Source organism: Thalassospira sp. GO-4 (assembly GCF_023588965.1).
GTDB classification, from domain to species: Bacteria; Pseudomonadota; Alphaproteobacteria; order Rhodospirillales; family Thalassospiraceae; genus Thalassospira; species Thalassospira povalilytica.
Map to the genome: position 1 here is coordinate 1,655,956 of NZ_CP097807.1, position 20,572 is coordinate 1,676,527.

The following is a 20,572-nucleotide window of genomic DNA, read 5'->3' on the forward strand; positions in this document are numbered from 1 at the left end:
CGCCCCAAAACAACCGTCAACATCTGGCATGCGGGCCGAGATTTCTGGCAACCGGCTTAGGAAATTCGTTACCAACCTGTGGTAAAGTCGATTGATATCAACAAGAAAACGGCCCGTTTCAGGCACGCCACCGGGGGAGATCCACCATGCAGAAAATCAGCCTTGTCATCCTTGTGACCGGGATCGTTGCCGCGGGCATGTGGGGAATCAGCGATTATCTGTCACGCAAGGGCGAAGAACATGGCGATGTCACGCGTGGTCAATCCATTGCCGAGCAGACCTGTTTGCGGTGTCACACCAAGTTTGACGGCGACCCGGCCCCGGATCCGGCCGTTACCGATGCGCCGTCCCTGGCAAGTTTCGGTCTGCGCTGGCCGCTTGAAAACCTCGAAGAAGCACTGGCAGAAGGCATCACCGTATCGCATGACAATATGACGATGCCGGAATTCACCCTGACACCGGAAAGCATCGCCGATCTTCTGGTCTATATGGAATCCTTAAGCCAGGAAGCCCGCGCCAAAGCCGGAAAATAACCGCGCACCTGACCCGCGTTGTCATCACGGATTTTACCCTGTCCGCCATCCCGCCTTATCATTGCCGGACCAAACCCGCCCGATTCCCCGCCGGTTTTGCGCCCAAGGCCCTAAAAATCCGGCGCATGATCAAACCTGAATGCGTGTGCGTATGTGCGGATCGCCCCGCATGCCTCACCCTTTGAAAACCGCGGCTTTCGCAATTTCGCGCCTGCACAAACCGGCCAACAATTACACTGAAAATCCTCCGATAAATCACCGGTTGGTTGAATTTGAACTTGACTTGAACCGATTCAACGCAAAAATTGGTCTGACGTCTGATGACTGACCAGATTGAACAGTTCACCCCGGCAGTCCGGACCTGTGATGACAAACAAGAAGGTGTGATGTGCCGCACGCGGACGGAGCGACCATTCGACCCATTGAAACATCGGGACGCCGTGATGCGATCCTTGAAGCCCTGACCGATTTCATCGTCAGTTCCAAACTGGCGCCGGGTGACCGGTTGCCGCCCGAACGCGAATTGATGGCGGGCCTGAAAGTCGGCCGGTCAAGCATCCGCGAAGCCATTGGCCATATGCAGGCATTGGGTGTTGTCGAAATCCGGCGGGGATCGGGCACCTATCTGAAGCGGCCGGTCAGTGAAAAGACCCTGTTCATGCCGCTTTCGATCGCCACCCAGCGCGACGGGTTGTTGCAAACCCTTGAAGTGCGCCGCGGGCTGGAAGTCGAAGCCAGCATGCTGGCCGCCAAACGCGCCACCGCACAGGACATTGACGAAATGCGCGCCGCCCTTGATGCGATGGAGGCCGAACATCTTGAATTCGGCACCGCTGGCGAGGCCGATCTGGTGTTTCACCTGTCGATCTACAAGGCATCGGGCAACCCGTTATTCGAACAGCTTCTGGGGCAAATGCGCGAAGCATTCGAAAGCTTCTTTGCCCAGCCGTTCAACCGCCCCGATTTCGCAAGTTCATCCTTTGAATTTCACCGCATGCTGTTTGACGCCATCGTTGCCGGCGATGCCGAACTGGCCCGCCAGCACACCCTTGCCATCCTTGAAGTCGTCGAGAACGACATCGTGAGAATGTCTGATGAAGAACAACAATAATCCGAACAATCACAAGCAAACTGTCAGCAGCCCCGAAAGCGTCGTGGCCTATGACGCGGAACATTTCGCAAATGCCGTGGTGCCGCCCATTTTCCAGAATTCTCTGTTCACATTCGAGAATTTCGACGAAATGGTCGAAACCTATGCCGGGCGCAAAACCCGACCGGTCTATTCGCGTGGGCTTAACCCGACGGTCCGTGCCTTCGAAGAAAAGATCGCCGCCCTTGAAAAGACCGAAGACGCCCTTGGTCTGGCAAGCGGCATGGCCGCCATTTCATCGGCGGTTCTGTCGGTGGTCAAACCGGGCGACCGGATTGTGTCGGTCGAACATTGCTATCCCGATGCGTTCCGGTTTTTCGAAATGTTCCTGCGCGACATGAATGTCAGCGTCGATTACGTCGATGGCCGCGACCTTGATGCGGTGCGCGCCATTCTGCCCGGGGCCAAGGTGCTGTATCTTGAAAGCCCGACCAGCTGGACCTTCCACACCCATGATATCAAGGCCCTGTGCGAGATCGCGCGCGATCATGGTGCGGTTTCGATGATTGATAACAGCTGGGCATCCCCGGTCTTTTGTCAGCCAGCCACCCTTGGCTGTGACGTGGTCATTCATTCGGCATCGAAATATATCGGCGGGCACAGCGATGTGGTGGCCGGTGTGATTGCCGGAAGCAACGATTTCATCGGCCGGGTGCGATCAACGATCCTGCCCTATCTCGGGGCGAAATTGTCGGCCTTTGACGGGTGGTTGCTGTTGCGCGGATTGCGCACGCTTCCGGCACGCATGCGCGAGCATCAACGCTCCGCCATGATCATTGCCCGCAAACTTGCCGATCATCCCAAAGTCACCGCTGTTCACTATCCCGGCCTGATGGATCCGGCCGCCCCGGGACTAAGCGGTTCTTCCGGACTTTTTTCATTCGAATTCGCCCCCGAGGTCGACATCCCGACCTTTGTTGATGCGCTGCGCTTTTTCAAGATCGGCGTGTCCTGGGGCGGACATGAAAGCCTGATTGTCCCCGCACTGGTTACGCGGGCGCAAGTGGGCGGGCCCAATTCGGCGATGCGCTTTGGCGTGCCCGAAAATCTGGTCCGCCTGCATATCGGTCTCGAAAGCGCCGACGACCTCTGGTCTGACCTGGCGACCGCAATCGAGGCAAGCCTGAAGTAAGAACACTATCGTTTAAAACAGGGAACTTCACCATGAACTGGAAAACAACGCTACTGGCAGGTGTAACGACTATTGCGCTAACAAGTCAGGCCTATGCCGACACCACATTGAAGCTGGTCGAAGTGATCACCAGCCCGGAACGCACCGAGACGCTCAAAGGGCTGGTCGCGGAGTATGAGGCCGCCAACCCCGGTGTGACGGTTGAAATCACGTCCCTGCCCTGGGGGCAGGCCTTCGAAAAATTCGCCACCATGGTTTCGGCCGGTCAGACCCCCGACATTGTCGAGATGCCCGATACCTGGCTGACGCTTTATGCCAATAATGGCGCGCTTGAAAGCCTTGAACCCTATCTTGCGAAATGGGACGGCGCGGAAACGCTGAATGATCGCGCCCTGGAATTTGCGCGCTCGGCCGGGAATACCGCCTATATGCTGCCTTATGGTTTTTATCTTCGTGCGATGTTCTATAACAAGAAACTGTTCGAAGAAGCCGGTGTGACCGAAGTCCCCGAAACCCTCGAAGATTTCCGCGCTGCGGCCCAAAAGGTATCGGATCTTCCGGGCAAATACGGTTATTGCATGCGCGGCGGGCCGGGTGGCCTGAATGGCTGGGTGATGTTTGGCGCGGCCATGGCCGGTTCGAACGACTTCTTTACCGAAGACGGTCAAAGCACCTTCAATTCCGATGGCTGGAAAAATGGTCTGGAATATCTGGTCGATATCTACAAGGACGGCCTGGCACCGAAAGACAGCCTGAACTGGGGCTTTAACGAAATTGTGGCCGGTTTCTATTCGGGCACCTGTGCGATGCTTGATCAGGACCCCGACGCCCTGATCGCCATTTCAAGCCGCATGAAAGAAGAAGATTTCGGCGTGACCACCATGCCAAAAGGCCCGTCGGGCAAGGCCTTCCCGACCATCGGTTATGCCGGCTGGTCGATGTTCTCAAACAGTGAACACAAAGACGAAGCCTGGAAACTGATTGCCCATCTTGAATCCAAGGACAGCAACCTGACCTGGAACAAGCGCATCGGTGCCCTTCCGATCCATAACGGTGCCGAAAGCGATCCGTTCTTTGCCAGCCCGCAATTTGCCGGATGGTTCGCCGAACTGTCCGACCCGGACGTTCACCCGACCGTCATGCCGACCCACCTTGAAGAATTTGCCTTCTTCAAGGACAGCCTGGTCATCCGCACCAGTCAGGAAGCCATGCTGGGCCGGATCACCCCGGAAGAACTGGCCAATCAGTGGGCAGAATATCTGACCCCGGCACAGAAAAACTGGATGCAGGCAAATCAGTGACCACTGTAACCCAAACCGGAAAACTCCCCGTCGAAAGACGGGGGGGCTTCTCACGGAAGATTTCCGGGATCATCGAACCGTATCTTTATGTCTCGCCGGCCCTTGTCCTGATCATCGCGGTGATGTTGATGCCGCTGATCCTTGGACTGAGCTACGCCTTTCGCGACATCCGCATCCTTAATCCGTTCAGCGGCGGTTTTGTCGGCACAGCCCATTTCGAAGCGCTGATTTCCGATCAGGCATTCCTGGGCGCGCTTGCCAATACCGCATGGTGGACATTCGGATCCCTGCTGTTTCAGTTCAGCCTTGGCCTTATTCTGGCACTTTTGCTGAACCGGCAGTTTCTGGGCCGTCGATTGGTGCAGGCACTGGTGTTCCTGCCATGGGCGGTGCCGACCTTTTTGTCGGGTCTGAACTGGGCATGGATGTTCAACCCGGTGGTCGGTCCACTGCCGCACTGGATGACGTCGCTTGGCCTGATGGCCGAACCGTTCAATATCCTGTCTGATCCCGACCTTGCGATGTGGGGGCCGATCATTGCCAATATCTGGTTTGGCATTCCGTTCTTTGCCATCACCATGCTGGCCGCCCTGCAATCGATCCCCAAGGAACTCTATGAGGCAGCGTCCATTGACGGCGCAACCACCCGACAGCAATTCATCAGCATCACCCTGCCCTTCCTTGCGCCCACCATTGCCATCACGCTGATGTTGCGCACCATCTGGATTGCCAATTTCGCCGATCTGATTGTCGTCATGACCAATGGCGGCCCGGCAGATTCCACCCAGATCGTTGCCTCCTATATCTTTACCCAGGCCTTCCGCCGGCTTGATTTCGGCTATGCCTCGGCGATTGCTGCGGTGCTTCTGGTTCTGTTGCTGGCCTATGCGCTCAGTGTGATCGCGCTGCGCCGTGCCATGACCCATGCCGATAATTAGGAACCCCGCCCCATGACCCTGATCGGACAAACTTCAACGCGCAAATGGCTCTATTGGGGCAGTCATTATCTGATGATTGCGGCCTTTGTGATCTTTGCGCTGTTTCCGCTTTACTGGTTGCTCAAGGTTTCGGTGACGCCCAACGACATCCTTTATACCGAAGGGGTCCGTATGTGGCCGTCGCGCACCACCTGGGAGAACTACACATTCGTTCTGACCCAAAGCAACTTTCCGCACTATTTCCTGAATTCCGTGATTGTCGCGGGCACGACCGCCATTGTCACAACGCTGGTGGCCGCCCTTACGGGATATGCGTTTTCGCGCTTTGCCTTTCGCGGCAAGGTGATCATCGTCGCATTGATGCTGATAACGCAGATGTTCCCGCTGGTGATGCTGATTGCGCCGATCTTCAAAATTCTGGCCCCGCTTGGCCTGACCGACAGCCTGACCGGGCTGATCATTGTCTATACGGCGTTCAATGTGCCATTTGCGACCTTTTTGATGCAGTCCTTCTTTGACGGCATCCCCAAGGATCTTGAAGAAGCCGCGATGATTGATGGCAATACCCGGTTTGAAGCATTCCGGGCCATCATCCTGCCGCTCACCCTTCCGGGTGTGGCCGCAACGCTTGGCTTTGTCTTTACCGCCGCCTGGAGCGAACTTTTGTTTGCCCTGATGCTGGTCAGCAGTGAGTCCGCATCGACCTTCCCGGTCGGGCTTCTGTCATTTGTTTCAAAATTCAGTGTCGATTTCGGCCAGATGATGGCTGCCGGTGTGCTGGCACTTATTCCCGCCTGTCTGTTCTTCCTGCTGATCCAGCGTTATCTGGTGCAGGGGCTTACGGCTGGCGCGGTCAAAGGATAAGAGGACGTTTCATATGGCTTCCATTCAAATTGCAAATGCGCGCAAAAGCTATGGCGCGGTTGATGTTTTGCACGGCATTGATCTTGATATCTCGGACGGGGAATTCATCGTCCTTGTCGGTCCGTCGGGCTGTGGCAAATCGACGTTGCTGCGCATGATTGCCGGACTTGAAGACATCACATCGGGCGATATTTCAATTGCCGGAAATGTCGTCAATGAATTGCAACCCAAGGACCGCGACATCGCCATGGTGTTTCAGTCCTATGCCCTTTATCCGCACATGTCGGTGGCCGAAAATATGAGCTACGCCCTGACCTTGCGCAAAACCGCCAGGGAAAAAATCGCCGATGCGATTTCAGGCGTTGCAGAAATTCTTGGCCTGACCGCCCTTCTGGAACGCCGGCCCAAGGCACTTTCGGGTGGGCAGCGTCAACGTGTTGCCATGGGGCGTGCGATTGTGCGCAAACCCCAGGCGTTCCTATTTGATGAACCACTCTCAAACCTTGATGCCCGGTTGCGTGAACAGATGCGCACCGAAATTCGCAAACTGCATCGCCGCCTTGGTGCCACATCGGTCTATGTCACCCACGATCAGATCGAAGCCATGACCATGGCCGACCGGATTGTCGCCATGCATGACGGCATTATTCAGCAGGTCGGAAGCCCGGTCGAAATCTATGACCGGCCGGCCAACATCTTTGTTGCCAGCTTCATCGGCTCACCGGCCATGAATTTCCTGGAAGGAAGCTATGAACAGGTCGGGGAAAACAGTGCTGGCATCCGCCTGACTGACGGTGCGCTGGTGCCGGTTTTGCCCGCGCGCGATGCCCAAAACAATCTGGCGGTGACACTGGGTGCGCGCCCGGAACATATCACCATCGTCTCTGACGGGGAAAACGGCCTTCCGGCCAAGGTTGAGCTGATCGAACCGATGGGCCTGTCGACCCTGGTCCATGTGACGCTGGCGGGCAAACCGATCAAGATTTTCACCATGGATCGCCCGGCCTATGCGGTTGACAGTTTCATCCATATCGCCTTTGACATGGCAAAGGTCCATGTCTTTGACAGCGCATCGGAAAAACGTCTTCCCCCGGCAAGCGAACCGCATGGCGATCATGCCGGTCAATGATCAACCAACGATCTGGCACCGTTAAAGACAAAGGGCGGGCAAACCAAGTTCCCCGCCCTTTACTTATAGCTCTGCCTTTGCCCGGGCCGTATCACTGATACTGACACTGACACTGACACTGACACCGGCACCGACCCCGGCACCGACCCCGACTTTGATACACGGGAATTGATCAAAGATTTTCAACCCACGCGCAATTTTACCGCAACGCACCGGTGAAATTGCGCCGGACAGCGGCCATATGTTTCAGATCGCGTTGTGTTTGAGACATGCTGATGATCGCCCTTATCCGATATGCGGTTGTTTTGATGATAGCCCTGTTTGCCCCGACCATCGCCGGGGCGAACCACAAGCTTGTCATCACCACCAACATCTATCCGCCCTATGTGCGCGACGATGTCGAAGAAAGCTTCCTGCCTGCCCTTTTTGAAGAAATCGGCAAGGAAATGGGGGTAACATTTGTTTTGAATATTCAGCCATGGAAACGCTGCGAACAATCGGTCGCCGATCTTGAGGCCTGGGGCACCTTTCCCTATACCCGCACACCCGAACGCGATGCGCGGTTCCTGTTTTCCGACCCGATCTATTTTTCGGAATCCCGGTTTTTTGCCTATCACGATCCGAATGAAAGCAAAACGAACCAGCCGTCCGATACCTATGAACAGCTATCGGACCTCAAACCCTGGATCATCGGCGGCATTCAGGGATATTATTACGAGCCGCTTTTTGCGCAGACCGGCCTTAACACCGACTATGCATTAAGCGAGAGGCAGAATTTTGAACGGCTGATGCTGGGCCGGATTGACCTTTTTCCGGCCGCAACCACGGTGGGATGGCATCTGATCAATCAGATGTTTCCCACCGAAATCGCCCGCAATTTCCGAACCCTTGATCCGCCGCTGGTTGCCAATGCGCCGCTGCATCTGATGACGTCAAAGGACTATCCGAATACCGAAACCTGGCTGGTGCGGTTCAATGAAGCCCTTCAGACCATCCATCAAAACGGCACCTTTGCCCGGCTGGTGGAGAAATATGGTCTGGTGATGCGCTATTAGAATAGCAGCGGCAGGGAACCGGGGTCCCCTGCCACGCTTCAACGCCAAACCGCAGACACCGCACATCCGCCCGCGGTTTCGGGCGCTATATCAACCGTGAAAAGGCGATTTTCCAACTTTCCTTGGGCGCGATGCCGAAAATGTCGGCCAGGGTCTGGGGAATGTCGCTAACTGCAAGTTTGTGTTGCTCTTCCTCGCCGGTGACAAGCCGGATCGTCAGGCGATTGTTCAGAAGTGTGAACCGCGCAAACGGGGCGGATCGCGCCACCATCAGGGTTTTGCAAAACCCGCTGTCGGGATGGTCGGATGCGTACCAGTTCATGACCTCGTAATCGATGTCGGCCACCGGTGCGATATCGACCTCATGCACGGCCTTCCACACACCATCACGTTCAAGTTCGACAAAATAGCTGTGCTCACCCTTGGTCACGCGATAGGTGTCATGCGGGGTGACCTGTGGCATGGCAGTATCAAGCAGCAAGGGCGCGGTCGGCACACAGCCGCCAAGACCGACATCGGCCAGCCATGCCTCGCCATCGATGGTCACCCGGTTGGCCATGTGGCAGCGCGGGCGTGGCAGATCGTTTTCGCCATAGCCCCACAACACCCGTCCGGCCAGACCTTCGACCGCAAAACCAAGGCTGCGCAACACCCGGCGGAACAGGGAATTTTGTTCGAAACAATATCCGCCCCGCCCGTCATGGATCAGTTTCTGATCCACATCTTCGGGCACGATGCTGATGGGTTTGTCATTGAAGACATCAATGGCTTCGAACGGGATATTGGCCGGATGCAGGGCATGCAGGGTTTGCAAGACCTCAAGGGTCGCTTCGCGCGGGCCGTCATAACCGATCCGGGCGAAATAGGCATCAAGATCGACTTCCTGAACCGGTATGCGGACCGGCTTTGCCCAACTGGCATTGACCCGGCTTTGCAAAAAATTGTGATCATTGGCGGGTGTGACGTCACGGCGTATTGGCTGGGAACTGTTCATCAATCGGCTCCATATTCCTGATGATATTTTCATCTCATGGAACAGGACGATAGAACCTCAACCAATGTTAAGGTCAAAAGGAAAAAATTGTCTTTTTGCTTTTTGGCTTCGAAATCGAACAATCTTCGACAATATGACGATATTCGGGACCACATCACAACAATGACCGACCATAGCCGCCCCACACAAGCAACAATCAATCAATTAGACGCATGATCCACAGCTTTTGCACGACAGCGCCCCTCATCCTGTGATAATCAGTAGCTAAATCGATTTTAGACGGTCGCCGGGATCACCCCGCCACGGAAAATGTCCGGGCAGACCGATGGAAACGTCGCCATATCAAACAAAGACGGATAGCCATATCCGTTCCTGACCCAGGAAAGTTGCCATGCGTACTGTTTATGTGAACGGCGAATTTTTGCCGGAAACCGAAGCCAAGATTTCGATCTTTGACCGATCCTTCCTGTTTGCCGATGGCGTGTATGAAGTGACCTCGGTGCTTGATGGCAAACTGATTGACTTCATGGGTCATATGAAGCGTCTTGAACGCTCGCTTTCCGAACTCAAATTTGCCTTCAAGCCTGATATCGATCAGCTGCTTGAAGCCCACCGCGAGCTGGTAAAACGCAACGACATCACCGAAGGCCTGATTTATCTTCAGGTCTCGCGGGGGTCGGCTGGTGATCGTGATTTCGCAATCAACCCGGAAACCACGCCGACCATCGTTATGTTCACGCAAAGCAAATCGCTGATCAAATCAGCCCTGGCCGAACGTGGACAGAAAATCGTCACCTTCCCTGATATCCGCTGGCGCCGGTCCGACATCAAGACCGTGCAGCTGCTTTATGCGTCGCTTCTCAAAACCGAAGCCGCATCCAAGGGTGCCGATGATGCATGGATGGTTCTCGATGGCTTTGTGACCGAAGGATCAAGCAACAACGCCTATATCGTCACCCAGGACGGCACGATTGTAACCCGAGAACTTTCGACTGACATCCTGCACGGCATCACCCGCGCATCGGTCCTGAAATGTGCCGAGGAATTGCAGCTCAAGATCGAAGAACGCCACTTCACGATTGAAGAAGCCCAGAATGCAAAAGAAGCATTCTCGACCTCGGCCTCGGCCTTTGTCTGCCCGGTGGTTGAAATCGACGACAAGAAAATCGGCGATGGCGTTCCCGGTCCGATCGCCAAGCGCCTGCGCGAGATTTACATCGAAGCCAACCGCGCCACAGCACTCTGATCGGCTCTTACATCTGCGTCCCAACGCAAACGCCGCCTGTAACCGGGCGGCGTTTTTCTTTGTGGCCTAACCTGTCCTTTTCCCCTAACACTCGAAGGCAGATGGCAAAACGCCCCAACAAACATGCCATCAAAAGGGAAAGCGCCACCAACCATGAATGCTCAACAGCCCCAACATAACATGACCGGCATCATTTTGATGTGCGCCGGTGTTGCCCTGCTTTGCGTCAATGATGCCCTGGCCAAGGGATTGATGGATCATTATTCCCCGATCCAGATCATCTTCATGCGCAATTCGATTGCGCTTCCCTTTGCCACCCTGCTTGCCATCAAGATGGTCGGTCTTGGCGGGCTTCGGTCCAACCGGGTTGGCGTGCATTTCATGCGCACCATCATCTGGATCACCGCCACCATCATGTTCTTTACCAGCATCCATCTGATGGGCCTGGCCGAGGCGACGGCCCTTGCCTTTGTCGCCCCGCTGTTCATCACGGCCATTTCATCGGTGCTGATTGCACGCGTTGGCTGGCGGCGCTGGCTGGCCGTCATGGTCGGGTTCATCGGGGTTCTGGTGATTGTCCGCCCGGGTGCGGCAACGTTTGAACCGGTGTCGCTTTTACCCGTCGCGACGGCCTTTACCTATGCGCTTTTGATGCTGAGCGCCCGTTTGCTTGATGCCCGCGAAAGCATGTGGACGCTTTTGTTTTATCTAAGCTTCACCAGCACGATCTTAAGCGGTGCGGCCGTCTGGTATTTCTGGACCCCGATCCGGGTCGAGGATATCGGGCTTTTCATCGCCATTGCCTTTGTCGGCACTGGCGGCATGACCATGATCACCCAGGCTTTCCGGGTTGCCGATGCCCCGACTGTTGCGCCCTTTGACTATACCGCGCTTGTCTGGGCAACCGGGCTTGGCTGGTTCTTCTGGGGCGAAACACCCGATCTCCTGACCTTTGTCGGGGCGGCAATCATTACCGCCAGCGGCATCTTCATCATCTTCCGGGAAAAGCGCGTGGCAGAGAACTGAACAAGGAAAGCCCCGCCTTGGCGCACCTGCTAATCGCGGGGCTTTACGCCATAACTGATCATCGCACCGGCCCGCATTGCGGCTTCGTCCATATCGGGATTAAAGCGATAGCTGGGTGCAAGGATTTCCTTGGCCTTGGTGACGCGCACATCGATCAGTGATCCGACGCGAAAGGCATCACCGGCCATGCCCTGCAAGATGGCATGACGATGGTCATAGCCCTCTTCGCGCGGTCGCATCAGAACGGCCTCGCCATAAAGCTGCCAGCCTCTTTGCGAAAACACATCGACAAAACTGACGCAGACACGCGGATCACGCGCGACATTCTGCACCGATTGCGGGGATGCGATATTGGCAATGATGACCCGGTCTTCGCCATAACAGGCAAAGATTTCCTTCGGGCTGACCGACGGCCCGTCCTCGGAATTGGTCGCCAACCAGCACAGGACCGCGCGGTTGGCATAATCACGGATTTCATCATTGAGCATTAAAAATACCGTTCGGCAAACGGGATACTATGTGACTTACTTTTAAGCTTTACAACTTCATCCAAGCGGCAGGAAATTCGCCGCTATCGCTCCCAGTGTCATGGGCATTTAAATCAACTCCGGATGCTAACATTAGTGCTGAATAGGCCTGAAGAATGTCGTCATGGATTCTCAGGAGGTCGTTCAACATAATATCGCAACCCTCCTGAGAATTACGTCTCAGGTTATGGTATCTATAAAATGAGTGGCTTAGAAAATTCCGCGCATCCAAGGCTTTTTCTAACAGAGCACTGGGAATGCGAGGCGCTCTACCTTGCTTATTAAGAGTTGTAATTAGCCGGCCTAGAGTCTGCTTGTTTACCTTATCAACTATCTCTGAAGCTTTCTCTGGATCTGGATTTTGGGTCAAGTTGGCATCAAGGCACTCATGAGTAAGTAGCATCGTGCCGAGCTCTGTCTCCAAAAGCTGCGCTGCCTCAGATACTTCGCCAAACTTCATATAGACTTCAGATAAAGTAGCCATTCGAATTCCCTGGTTTAGGAAGAATCTTGCGGCACATAACTTGAATATCGGAAACTATACAGTCACCAGCAAAAATCCCCAATCGCATAGGTGATGTGACGGCCCGTCGCCGCCAGAAGGGCATCAAGCTTTTCACGTTCGGGCAGGGTGCCACGCGGTGCGCCCAGTTCGGCGGCGTGGATGCCACCGGTGACAAGGGCGACATCAAGTCCGGCATTGTTTGACCCGGCGATATCGGTCGAAATGCTGTCGCCGACGACAAGCAATTTGGCATCCGGGCCTTTGTCAAACATTTGCAGACAGAAATCATAGGCACTGGCGAACGGTTTGCCTTCCCAGCGGACATCACCGCCCAGCTCTTCGTACCGTCCGGCAATCGCACCGGCGCAAATGATGCGCTCTCCACCCCGGATCACTTCGCGGTCCGGGTTCGGGCACAGGACCGGAAGGTCGCGCGCCTTAAGCGCATGCAAAAGGTCTTCATATTTCGAAACCGGATCATGGTCCTCGTTCGGGCCGGTAATCAGGACCCAGTCGGCATCTTCGACCGTTTTGACGATTTCGACATCCTGCTGCTCAAACATCGACATATCGCGGACGGGGCCGACCATAAGCACCTTGCGGCCCAGTTTCGCATACCAGGGATCGGTGCGATCCACCAGTTGGCGATAGGCGATCTCGCCCGATGCCACCGCCGGACCATAGAGATCGCGCGCAATGCCCATATCCTCCATCCGGCCCGTGACGACCGATGAACGACGCGGCGCATTGGACAAAAGCGCCACTGGAATGCCGGCTTCTTTCAGGGCCGTCATCGCCGGGATCGAACTTGGATACGGTGTGACCCCGTCATGCACCACCCCCCAAAGATCAAGGATCACGGCATCATATTTGCCGATCACTTCAGAAAGGCCATTGATCATTTCATAGGGGGCGGCTTTGCTCATTCCGGTCAGTCCTTTTTATCTTCTTTGTTGCCCGATTTGGCATCAGTTTTGGCTTCAAGTGCTGCCTTGGCGTCGCGGGCCTCATCGACCGGGATGCCCTTGCCCGAAATTTCCGGGAAGGCGGCACCAACCGCGTCGGACACATTGGCAAAACCATCCTTGCGCAGCCTGCGGGCAAGGTCTTCCTTGATCTCGGTCACAAGTTCAAGCCCGTGATAGACCAGCGATGAATAAAGCTGAACCAGTGATGCGCCATTCAAAATCTTTTCATAGGCATCCTTGCCCGATGCAATCCCGCCAACCCCGATCAGCGGCACCTTTCCCTCGGTCAGGCGGTAGAAATCGGCCAGAACCTTGGTCGATGGGGCCATCAAAGGCGGGCCGGAAAGACCGCCCTTTTCATCCTGGTCATAGGAATTAAGCCCGACCGGCCGATCAATCGTCGTGTTCGAGACAATCATGCCATCGATTTTGACCTTGAGCACAACACTCGCAATGTCGGATTTGTCTTCATCGGTCAGGTCCGGCGCGACCTTAAGCAACACCGGCACACCCTTGGCGAATTTGTCGCGTGCCTTCAGCACCGATTTCAAAAGCTTTTCAAGCGGGGCACGCCCCTGAAGTGCGCGAAGGCCCGGCGTATTGGGCGATGATACATTGACGACAAGATAATCGGCATAGGGGCCAAGTGCCTCTACCCCCTTGGCGTAATCATCGGCAGCATCTTCGGAATATTTGTTTTTGCCAAGATTGGCCCCAAGGATGCCACGGCGCGCACGTTTGCGCAGCCTGTTTGCCACGACCTCCGCCCCGTCATTATTAAAGCCCATGCGGTTGATTACCGCCCGGTCGGAATAAAGACGGAAAAGGCGCGGCTTGGGATTGCCCGGTTGCGGCAAAGGTGTCACCGATCCGATTTCAACAAATCCGAACCCGTGTGAAAGGGCGGCATTGGGGACTTCGGCATTTTTATCGAACCCCGCGGCAAGCCCGACCGGATTGGCAAATTTGCGCCCGAAAACTTCGGTTTCAAGGATCGGGGTCGCGTCCGTTGCGTCATCCGCACGCGGCACCAGATTGTTTTTCAAGGCCCATATGGCAAGACCATGTGCGGTCTCTGCATCGATCCAGCGGACAATCGGCAAAACCAGTGACTTGTACCACCCCACGCGACAGGCTCCTTCTGCGTTTGACAACCTGTCCTGTTCTTACGCGCCCCGGCCCCGATGGGCAAGGATCAATGCAGCATCAACCATACCGGCCGGCTTGGTCAGACGCCCTCATTCATCCGTTCGTCAAACGCCGCCCGTGCGGCTTCGACTTCGGGCATCTTTTCCTTGGTCCAAAGATAAAGCGCCTTGAACGGGCCAATAAGGGTGCGGCCCAGCGGGGTGATTTCATATTCGACCGCCACGGGTGATGTCGCAATCACATTGCGCGCGACAATGCCGTTGCGTTCAAGTTTGCGCAGTGTCTGGGTCAGGGCCTTTTGCGTGATGCCCTCAAGCCCGCGCTTGATCGCGTTAAAGCGCAAGGGCCCATCGGCCAAAACCGCCAGGATCATCATCGACCATTTGTCGGCGATCTGGTCAAACAGGCCGCGACACGGGCAATCGGCGCGGAATTCCTTGATCGAGCATTCCTTCATTTCCATGACCTGTCCTTTTCCCGTCCCTTTTTGCTTGTTCTTTCCGGGTTACCCTTCCGGCACCGGTTTTTGCGGTTCAACTTTTTGCGGCTCAACCGGGGATGTGCGGTTTCCTTGAGTATACCTGGTTTCGTTCAGGTGCCTCATTGACACCAGGTATATATCATATATCTAGTCACCATCATAGACTTTCAAAAGACGGAGATTTCCGCACATGACCAACACAGATGTTCTGTTTCAACCCTTCAAGCTTAAAACCCTTGAACTTCCCAACCGCATCGTGATGGCTCCGATGACCCGCACCAAGGCCGAAAACGGCATTCCCGGTGCGATCAATGCCGAGTATTACCGCAAGCGCGCCGAAGGCGGCGTTGGCCTGATCCTGTCAGAAGGCACGGTGATTGACCGTCCGGCATCGCGCAATGATCCGGGTATTCCGTTTTTCCATGGTGATGCGGCAATTGCCGGCTGGAAATCGGTTGCCGATGCGGTTCATGCCGCAGGCGGCAAAATGGGCCCGCAAATCTGGCATACCGGATCAACCCGCGCCTTTACCGAATGGGAACCCGATGCCCCGGTCGAAAGCCCGTCGGGCCTTCTGGCGCCGGATCAACCGCGCGGCAATGCCATGACGGATGCCGATATTGCCGATACCATTGCCGCCTTTGCCAAGGCCGCCCTTGATGCCAAGAATGCCGGTTTTGATACCTTTGAAATCCATGGCGCACACGGCTATCTGATTGATCAGTTCTTCTGGTCGGGGACGAACCTGCGTACCGATCGCTTTGGCGGCAAAACCATTGCCGAACGTGCAACCTTTGCCCGCGAAGTCGTGGCTGCGATGCGTGCCGCCGTTGGTCCGGACTTCCCGATCATCCTGCGCGTCAGCCAGTGGAAGCAACAGGACTTCACCGCCCGCCTTGCCACCACGCCGGATGAAATGACGTCCTGGCTGGCCCCGCTGGTCGAGGCCGGTGTCGATATCATCCACGCATCCCAGCGTCGTTTCTGGGAACCGGAATTCCCCGAAATTGATGGCGAAAAGGGCCTGAACTTTGCCGGTTGGGCCAAAAAGCTTACCGGCGCACCGACCATTTCGGTGGGCTCGGTCGGGCTTTCATCGGACTTCATCGGCGCGTTTTCGGGCGAAGCGTCCGAAAAATCCAACCTTGACGGTCTGGTCGAACGCATGGAACGCGGCGAATTTGACCTGATTGCGGTTGGCCGTGCACTGATCACGGATGCCCAGTGGCCCAACAAGGTCGCCAAGGGTGCGTTTGACGAGCTTGAGGATTTCAACCCTGCGGCCCTGGCCGAGCTCGTCTGATCAAAACATCCCCCGACCCCGCATATGCGTATCCCCCATACGCAAAAAGAAACCGGGCAGCGCCATCATCGGCGCTGCCCGATCTTTTTGAATGCAACCATCACTGCGGCTTCCATCCATCGGATTCGTTCTTCTCACCCCTGTCTCGGGGTCTGACGGTACTATACCTATCCTCATCAGCATCACCCTATACCATCACAAAACCCGCAGAAAGCTGCGATTTTTGGGCGAACTTTAATTTTTATAAATATACATTGGTATAGTTTTCTTGATCTTTGGGATAGTATTTGGTATTCCATAGATCAGGAACAGCAATCATCACAGCCGCCGGAACGGGCTGGGAACCGATAAAAAGAAGTTGATGGACATGAAGACAAACATGGCAACCCCGGAAAATACCAAAGAACGCAACCGCGTTTATCTGCCGGGAAACCGGCATCGTTGGGCCTCCAATGATGAGGTCGAAAAGCCGAGCGTTATGCTGCGTGGCCCCAACATTCTTGTTGATGACGACACCAAATATCAAAACCGCCTGAAAAGAAGCCCTTTTCCCAATCTTGCGGCTTTTACCCTGTCGGGTGTCACCGTGCTGGTGATCCTGGCCGGGGTCTGCTTTGAAGTTTCGACACTGCTGAACGGCTAGTCCAACACCAAAATAAAAACGACCAACGTAAAAACGATACGACGCAAACTGAACACAAGACAGAACGGGCAGTGCTGATCACAGCACTGCCCGTTCGCTTTTTGCGCATTTTCACACCCTATGATCGTCTGATCACTGCGTCTGTTGCAGATCTTCGGGCAGGATGTGAACACCGTTCGCATCAAGGGGCAAATCATCAACCCGCGTTACATGGGCAACGCCCAGCACATCATAAAGATGGGGGAACAGCGTACCACCACGGGCCGGTTCCCATTTCAGCTTGGCCTTGATCGGTGCGACCGGCACATGCAAAAGCTTCAACCCGTCGCGCTTGGTGTAATGCAGCGCAAGTGTTGCCGCCAGCGTATCAATGGTCGAAAAATGGATAAAGCCATCGGCAATATCGTGCGACGCACCGGCATACTGCCCGGATGCCAGGGCTTCCGCCCATTCATCCGATCCCAGCACGCGGTAAATGATTTCATGTTCTGTATTTGTCATGCGCGGAATTTAGGCAGGCCCGCCCAAAACGGCAAGCCTATTTCATCTGACTTCTAAGCCAGCCCAGAAGCGACGCATAGCGCTCCGTCCCGGCAAAATCGGAACCACACACCAGCCAATAGGCCGACTTCATCGCAACCGATGGCCCGACCGGCACAAGGAAGCCCTGGGCAACATCCCCCTCGACCAGCAGGGTCCGGCCAAGCCCGATGCCCATACCGTTTATTGCGGCCTGCAACACCAGATCGGCACGATCAAAGGCAATGTGCCGCGCATCCGTCTCAAAGCTCAGCCCCGCCTGATCCTTGTAATAGGCCCAACTGAAATCGGTATCATCCCGCTCCCCCGCGACGTCTTTAAGAAATGTGGTCGATGGCGAACCGGCGATCATTTCAAGGGTCGCACCGGGATCACAATATCCCGGCCGGGCCACCGGCAATATTTCAGCCTTTTTAAGCAGGGTCGAATGCAGCCCCGGATAGGGCCCGACACCAAAACGGATGGCGGCATCAATCACGCCCGCCCGGAAATCAGCCGGGCGATCATTGACATCAAGAGCGATTTCAAGCCCCGCCTCCGCCGCACGTCCCAAATGCGGCAACACCCATTTCATCGCCAGCGACGATGACACCGACAGGCGCACCGCCCCCCGGTTTTCGAACTTTTCGAGACGATCAAACGCCCCGTCCCAGACCGCCATCACCTCAATCGCCGCGGCACAAAGAATACGCCCATATGCCGTCGGGGTGATCTGGCGCGTGGTGCGATCAAACAGCGAAAAGCCAAGTGCCTCTTCCAACAGATTGACCCGGTGACTGATTGCCGATTGATGCACGCCCAGTATTTCGGCGGCCTTGCTGAAACTGTTTTCCCGCGCAATCGCTGCCAAAAGCGGGGCATTCTGATTGGCCTTGACCATCAGGCCCGCACGCGACTTTTCATGAGATTTCTTCATTTATATATGAATTCATAATCTGTGAATTGGCACCTAAAATCCGATCAACAAAGATTTTAGCAGGAAAAGAGTTATGAGCATACATCAAGAAACTACCCGGACCGTTCCGGTTCAGATCGTCAATGCCTTTGTCAAACATGGCGCGGGCGGCAACCCGGCCGGGGTCGTGCTGGATGCCGACCGCTATAGTGACGATGAAAAGCTTTTGATCGCGCAAAAGGTCGGGCTGTCGGAAACCGCCTTTGTCTCGAAATCCGAGACCTGCGGGATCAGACTTGATTTCTTTACGCCGACCAAACGCATCGCCCATTGCGGTCATGCCACCATCGCAACCTTTTCCTATCTGGCCGAACTTCAACGCTTTGGCGATGGCGAAACATCCAAGGAAACTGTCGATGGCCCGCGCAAGATCATCCTTGATCGCGGCATGGCCTATATGGAACAGCTTGCACCGACCTACACCCCTGCGGCCAACTGGTCTGATAACGGCGTCACACTTTGCGATGTTCTGAAATCACTCGGCCTGGCCAGTGATGATCTTGATGATCGCGCCCGCCCGGTTCTGGTCAATACCGGCAATAATTTCATCGTGCTGGCGGTCAGGGACCAAGCAATCCTTGCCAACATCACCCCCGATCAGGACGCCATCAACGACATCAGCGAAAAGCTTGATCTGATCGGCTATTACATCTTCACCACCGAAACCGGTGATGCCGATATCGATGCCACCACCCGCATGTTCGCCCCGCGCTATGGCATCGCCGAAGAAGCCGCCACCGGCATGGCCGCCGGCCCGCTTGCCTGTGTGCTGTATGATTTTCTGGACATGAAAAAGGACACCTTCCTGATCGCCCAGGGCGCATTCATGACCCAACCCTCACCAAGCCAGATCAAGGTTACGCTGGACCTCAAAGACGGCCGCATCACCGGCCTTCTGGCCGGCGGTCAGGGCAAGGTGATGAAAAACCTGAACATCACCCTTTGATCTGCCCACCATCCCGGGTGCTTCTGCCATCGTGGAAGCACCCGCATTTTACCCGTCGGTAAACATCCCCGAAACCCAAGCCACAAACAGCAATTATTTACCCGCAGGTAAACCTGATGGCGACGCTAACAGCCCAAGACAGGACATCATCGTTGACGACGCCCCACGCCGCTGCGACGATTGGCTGACACAATGCGGATAAGCAAGATGGATGATGAACTGACATTACCGCCGGGCATCGGCCCGCACGAAGGGCGCGAACTGGAATTGATGCTGGCCGGCACCAAGCCGATGGCAATGTTTTCAGACGCACTTCATGTCAGCGACTATTTCCCCGACGCCGATTTCGCCCCGCATGTCGCCGCAGGCACCATCATCCGTGTTGAAGAAATCATCCCGCGCCCGCCCTTTGAAATGCGCTACCTGTTCTTCGCCCTGCCCAGCGAAGAATGGCGGATCGAAGAAGCCCTGATCATGTCGCGCAATTTATGCGCCGGAACGGTCAAGGATCACGACGCGGACTCAGCCCGGATGGGCGAACTTTTGGGGTATGCATCCGAAGATATTGACACATTTCTAAAGCACACCAGATGACCTGGGTGACGATCACCAATATTGCTCATATTCCTTGAGCAAGAGCGCCGTCGACAGCAGACTACGGCTTTCCGCAAACTGAATGATCTTCCCCGTCGTAAGGGCCGGGTTTTGGTAGCGCGCCCGCATGGCTTTGATCGCACCGAACGCTGTCTGTTCATGAAGTGTGATCGTATCCGCGATGAATTCGTCAGATGACTTTAACTCGATTCCGAACTTTGCCAGTTCATCGGGCGGAAAATCCTTGAGGTTATCTGTCACAAGAACCTGCGCCTTGGTGTGAATTGCCGCTGCCAGAACATGGCGATCATCTGCATCTGGCAACGTCACCGCCGGGATGAGCGCTTCATACCCGGTCACGCAGGCATCCCGAAATGCCCGCTCAATTGCCGCACGCTGCTTTTTGCCATCAGCTTCACCCTTGGTAATTTTCAGGATCGCCCGTTCGGTCTCATCAAGGATTTGGGTGCTCCAGCGCGGACGAAAAAGCTCAGCTCGCGCCAGACTGAGTAGCAAGTTCCGCTTGAACACATCGGCCAGAACACAGGCATCAAGAAGCGCTGTAAAATGATCTGCCCGATATGTCATTCGCG

23 protein-coding genes are annotated in these 20,572 nt (G+C 55.4%); 14 read left to right on the top strand and 9 right to left on the bottom strand.

What is annotated here, in order from left to right; translation table 11 throughout:
* Nucleotides 1-146: 146 nt before the first annotated feature.
* The 8 genes from M9H61_RS07785 (at nt 147) to M9H61_RS07820 (ending at nt 8,102) form a co-directional block, all read left to right on the top strand.
* Nucleotides 147-533: a cytochrome c gene (locus tag M9H61_RS07785; RefSeq protein ID WP_250284311.1), complete on the top strand. Its 387-nt coding sequence runs from the start codon at nt 147-149 to the stop codon at nt 531-533.
* Between the two features lie 388 nt (nt 534-921).
* Nucleotides 922-1,644, top strand: a complete 723-nt coding sequence (locus M9H61_RS07790) for a FadR/GntR family transcriptional regulator (RefSeq protein WP_114113496.1) — start codon at nt 922-924, stop codon at nt 1,642-1,644.
* Nucleotides 1,628-2,815, top strand: coding sequence for a PLP-dependent transferase (locus tag M9H61_RS07795; RefSeq protein WP_250284313.1), 1,188 nt, complete (start codon nt 1,628-1,630; stop codon nt 2,813-2,815). The genes M9H61_RS07790 and M9H61_RS07795 overlap by 17 nt, the downstream gene beginning before the upstream one ends.
* A 32-nt stretch (nt 2,816-2,847) precedes the next feature.
* Nucleotides 2,848-4,116, top strand: coding sequence for a sugar ABC transporter substrate-binding protein (locus M9H61_RS07800; protein ID WP_250284314.1), 1,269 nt, complete (start codon nt 2,848-2,850; stop codon nt 4,114-4,116).
* Nucleotides 4,113-5,054: a carbohydrate ABC transporter permease gene (locus tag M9H61_RS07805; protein WP_250284317.1), complete on the top strand. Its 942-nt coding sequence runs from the start codon at nt 4,113-4,115 to the stop codon at nt 5,052-5,054. The genes M9H61_RS07800 and M9H61_RS07805 overlap by 4 nt, the downstream gene beginning before the upstream one ends.
* 12 nt (nt 5,055-5,066) lie before the next feature.
* Nucleotides 5,067-5,918 (top strand): carbohydrate ABC transporter permease, encoded by an 852-nt coding sequence (locus M9H61_RS07810; RefSeq protein ID WP_250284319.1) that lies wholly within the window; start codon nt 5,067-5,069, stop codon nt 5,916-5,918.
* Between the two features lie 13 nt (nt 5,919-5,931).
* On the top strand, nt 5,932-7,047 hold the full coding sequence (locus M9H61_RS07815) for an ABC transporter ATP-binding protein (RefSeq protein ID WP_250284321.1): 1,116 nt from the start codon (nt 5,932-5,934) through the stop codon (nt 7,045-7,047).
* Between the two features lie 275 nt (nt 7,048-7,322).
* The gene (locus M9H61_RS07820; RefSeq protein ID WP_250284323.1) at nt 7,323-8,102 is read left to right on the top strand and encodes an ABC transporter substrate-binding protein; all 780 of its coding nucleotides are present in this window, start codon (nt 7,323-7,325) and stop codon (nt 8,100-8,102) included.
* A gap of 85 nt (nt 8,103-8,187) precedes the next feature.
* Here the strand turns inward: M9H61_RS07820 and M9H61_RS07825 are convergent, their stop codons facing one another.
* Complete coding sequence (locus M9H61_RS07825) at nt 8,188-9,096, bottom strand: arylamine N-acetyltransferase (RefSeq protein ID WP_250284325.1); 909 nt, start codon at nt 9,094-9,096, stop codon at nt 8,188-8,190.
* Nucleotides 9,097-9,487: 391 nt separating this feature from the next.
* Between M9H61_RS07825 and M9H61_RS07830 the strand changes: the two genes are divergently transcribed.
* Nucleotides 9,488-10,342 (top strand): D-amino-acid transaminase, encoded by an 855-nt coding sequence (locus tag M9H61_RS07830; protein WP_114113490.1) that lies wholly within the window; start codon nt 9,488-9,490, stop codon nt 10,340-10,342.
* A 153-nt stretch (nt 10,343-10,495) separates the two neighbouring features.
* On the top strand, nt 10,496-11,368 hold the full coding sequence (locus tag M9H61_RS07835) for a DMT family transporter (RefSeq protein ID WP_250284327.1): 873 nt from the start codon (nt 10,496-10,498) through the stop codon (nt 11,366-11,368).
* 29 nt (nt 11,369-11,397) lie between these two features.
* Here M9H61_RS07835 and M9H61_RS07840 read toward each other — a convergent pair whose 3' ends face one another.
* The 5 genes from M9H61_RS07840 to M9H61_RS07860 all read right to left on the bottom strand — a co-directional run bounded on the left by M9H61_RS07840 (nt 11,398) and on the right by M9H61_RS07860 (nt 14,980).
* Nucleotides 11,398-11,856, bottom strand: a complete 459-nt coding sequence (locus M9H61_RS07840; protein WP_250284329.1) for a pyridoxamine 5'-phosphate oxidase family protein — start codon at nt 11,854-11,856, stop codon at nt 11,398-11,400.
* 49 nt (nt 11,857-11,905) lie between these two features.
* Nucleotides 11,906-12,379, bottom strand: coding sequence for a hypothetical protein (locus M9H61_RS07845; RefSeq protein ID WP_250284331.1), 474 nt, complete (start codon nt 12,377-12,379; stop codon nt 11,906-11,908).
* A 62-nt stretch (nt 12,380-12,441) separates the two neighbouring features.
* Nucleotides 12,442-13,326, bottom strand: coding sequence for a TIGR01459 family HAD-type hydrolase (locus tag M9H61_RS07850; RefSeq protein ID WP_250284333.1), 885 nt, complete (start codon nt 13,324-13,326; stop codon nt 12,442-12,444).
* Nucleotides 13,327-13,331: 5 nt separating this feature from the next.
* A complete protein-coding gene (locus M9H61_RS07855; RefSeq protein ID WP_250284335.1) occupies nt 13,332-14,495 on the bottom strand; it encodes a quinone-dependent dihydroorotate dehydrogenase in 1,164 nt (387 codons plus the stop codon).
* A 101-nt stretch (nt 14,496-14,596) separates the two neighbouring features.
* Nucleotides 14,597-14,980 (bottom strand): helix-turn-helix domain-containing protein, encoded by a 384-nt coding sequence (locus M9H61_RS07860; RefSeq protein WP_101247586.1) that lies wholly within the window; start codon nt 14,978-14,980, stop codon nt 14,597-14,599.
* A 208-nt stretch (nt 14,981-15,188) separates the two neighbouring features.
* On the opposite strand from M9H61_RS07860, the gene M9H61_RS07865 reads away from it, so the two are divergent.
* Both M9H61_RS07865 and M9H61_RS07870 read left to right on the top strand, forming a co-directional pair.
* Nucleotides 15,189-16,301, top strand: coding sequence for an NADH:flavin oxidoreductase (locus tag M9H61_RS07865; protein WP_114113483.1), 1,113 nt, complete (start codon nt 15,189-15,191; stop codon nt 16,299-16,301).
* Between the two features lie 361 nt (nt 16,302-16,662).
* Complete coding sequence (locus tag M9H61_RS07870; protein WP_250284337.1) at nt 16,663-16,944, top strand: hypothetical protein; 282 nt, start codon at nt 16,663-16,665, stop codon at nt 16,942-16,944.
* Between the two features lie 132 nt (nt 16,945-17,076).
* Here the strand turns inward: M9H61_RS07870 and M9H61_RS07875 are convergent, their stop codons facing one another.
* Together M9H61_RS07875 and M9H61_RS07880 are read right to left on the bottom strand one after the other, a co-directional pair.
* Nucleotides 17,077-17,445, bottom strand: a complete 369-nt coding sequence (locus tag M9H61_RS07875) for a DUF952 domain-containing protein (RefSeq protein WP_250284339.1) — start codon at nt 17,443-17,445, stop codon at nt 17,077-17,079.
* Between the two features lie 37 nt (nt 17,446-17,482).
* The gene (locus M9H61_RS07880) at nt 17,483-18,400 is read right to left on the bottom strand and encodes a LysR family transcriptional regulator (RefSeq protein WP_250284341.1); all 918 of its coding nucleotides are present in this window, start codon (nt 18,398-18,400) and stop codon (nt 17,483-17,485) included.
* 73 nt (nt 18,401-18,473) lie between these two features.
* Between M9H61_RS07880 and M9H61_RS07885 the strand changes: the two genes are divergently transcribed.
* Both M9H61_RS07885 and M9H61_RS07890 read left to right on the top strand, forming a co-directional pair.
* Entirely contained in the window at nt 18,474-19,385 is a 912-nt protein-coding gene (locus tag M9H61_RS07885) for a PhzF family phenazine biosynthesis protein (RefSeq protein WP_250284342.1), read from the top strand.
* Nucleotides 19,386-19,592: 207 nt separating this feature from the next.
* Complete coding sequence (locus tag M9H61_RS07890; RefSeq protein ID WP_250284345.1) at nt 19,593-19,979, top strand: hypothetical protein; 387 nt, start codon at nt 19,593-19,595, stop codon at nt 19,977-19,979.
* Between the two features lie 12 nt (nt 19,980-19,991).
* On the opposite strand, the gene M9H61_RS07895 is transcribed toward M9H61_RS07890, so the two are convergent.
* On the bottom strand, nt 19,992-20,567 hold the full coding sequence (locus M9H61_RS07895) for a PIN domain-containing protein (protein ID WP_250284347.1): 576 nt from the start codon (nt 20,565-20,567) through the stop codon (nt 19,992-19,994).
* Nucleotides 20,568-20,572 lie beyond the last annotated feature (5 nt).